Here is a 1,179-nt window from a genome sequence, read left to right on the forward strand (position 1 = left end):
CACCCTCGCCCACGACCACACCACCGTCTACACCGGCACCCTCTCCCTCACCACCCACCCCTGGCTCGCCCACCACAGCGTCTTCGACACCCCCATCCTCCCCGGCACCGCCTACCTCGACCTCGCCCTCCACGCCGCCGACCACACCGGCCGCACCACCATCGACGAACTCCTCCTCCACGCCCCACTGGTCCTGCCGGAGAACGGCGGCGTGCAGGTGCAGATCATCGTCACCGGCTCCGACCAGTCCACCGTGGAGATCTACTCCCGACCGGACGGCGACACCGGAGACTGGACCCGCAACGCCACCGCCGTACTGGTCAAGGACGACGCCGAGCCTGGCTTGGATCTCACGGGCTGGCCTCCTGTGGGTGCAGAGCGGATTGACCTCGGCACCGCGTACGACCGCCTGACCGAGGCGGGGCTGCACTACGGTCCGGCGTTCCGGGGACTGCGCGCCGCCTGGCGGCGCGGCGACGAACTGTTCGCCGAGGTCGCCCTCCCCGAGAACGAACGGGCCGACGTGGCGGACTTCGGCGTGCACCCCGCGCTGCTGGACGCGGCACTGCACGGGGCCGCGCTGCACTGGCTGGACGGCACACCGAGCGGTCACAGCAACCTGCCGTTCGCCTGGGGCGGCGTCCGCCTGCACGCCGTCGCCGCCACCGAGCTACGGGTGCGCGTCAGGCTGGGCGACACCGGATCGCTGTCACTTGAGGCCGCCGACCCCACCGGTGCGCCGGTCGTCTCGATCGACCAGCTGCAGGTGCGTCCCGTGGCGGCCGACCAGCTGTACGCCGGATCGGCGAAACACGACGGGCTCTATCGCGTGGAGTGGTCACCGCTGGATCTCGTGCCGGCGGCGCGGGAGGTGTGGGCGGTGCTCGGCGACCGCACGCTCTACGACGAACTACGCCAGACCGTCACCGCATCGTTCTACGAGGACCTGACCACCCTCACCGCCGCCATCAGCGCCGCCGACAACGCCGCCGACAACGCCGCCGATCCTGTGCCCGACCTCATCGTCCTGCCGATCCCCACCCACCCCAGCCACGAACCCGACGACCGCAACCCGGTCGGCGCCGCACACGTGATGCTCGAACACACCCTGCACACCCTGCAGACCTACCTGGCCGACGACCGCCTCGCCGACACCCGCCTGCTCGTGCTCACCGCAGC

At 71.2% G+C, this 1,179-nt stretch carries 1 protein-coding gene; it reads left to right on the forward strand.

The window, feature by feature from the left end:
• A partial coding sequence (locus tag B1L11_RS44600) for a polyketide synthase dehydratase domain-containing protein (RefSeq protein WP_179155615.1) occupies positions 1-1,179 on the forward strand: 1,179 nt, incomplete at both ends.

Source organism: Microbispora sp. GKU 823 (assembly GCF_002027145.1).
Classification (GTDB): Bacteria; Actinomycetota; Actinomycetes; order Streptosporangiales; family Streptosporangiaceae; genus Microbispora; species Microbispora siamensis.